This window comes from Pseudomonas sp. 50_B (genome assembly GCF_017491625.1).
In the GTDB taxonomy this organism is placed as follows: domain Bacteria; phylum Pseudomonadota; class Gammaproteobacteria; order Pseudomonadales; family Pseudomonadaceae; genus Aquipseudomonas; species Aquipseudomonas danubii.
In genome coordinates this window covers 1-450 of sequence record NZ_JAFGYX010000157.1, presented here as the reverse complement: position 1 = coordinate 450, position 450 = coordinate 1, and the positions used below count along the sequence as shown (strand labels likewise).

General features: G+C 69.1%; 1 protein-coding gene. It reads right to left on the bottom strand.

The window, feature by feature from the left end; translation table 11 throughout:
* On the bottom strand, positions 1 to 246 hold a 246-nt coding region (locus J5M73_RS31390), incomplete at its 3' end, for a benzoate/H(+) symporter BenE family transporter (protein ID WP_207816963.1).
* Between the last annotated feature and the right edge of the window lie 204 nt (positions 247 to 450).

The window sequence follows — 450 nt, the reverse complement described above, 5'->3', positions numbered from 1 at the left end:
ATACCGCAGCGACAACCCGATCGTCGTCACGGCCATGCCGATCGACAGCGCCCAGATCCACGACGAGATCTGCGCGTCGCTCAGGTGCGCGGCGCGGCCGGCCTGGAACATCAGCACGAGCGAGCTCGTATAGCCCGTCATCATCGCGACGAAGCCCGCGACGAGCGCGGACGGCGACGTGTCGGTGAAAAAATTCGCTCGCGCGGCGGCGCGCGGCAGGTTGGAGGCGGGCGGCTGGCTGCTCATCGGTGAAACGTCGGGTCCGGGGTGGGGAAGGTGAGGCGTTGAAAAACGGCGGAATCGGCGGGGCGACGCGCGCGGCGGGCGCGGCGGGCGCGTCACTTGCTCAGCGTGCGCATCGCGGATTCGAGGCCCGCGAGCGTGAGCGGATACATCCGGTCGCCGAGCACGTCGCGGATGATCGCGATCGACTGCCGGTATTCCCAGAGC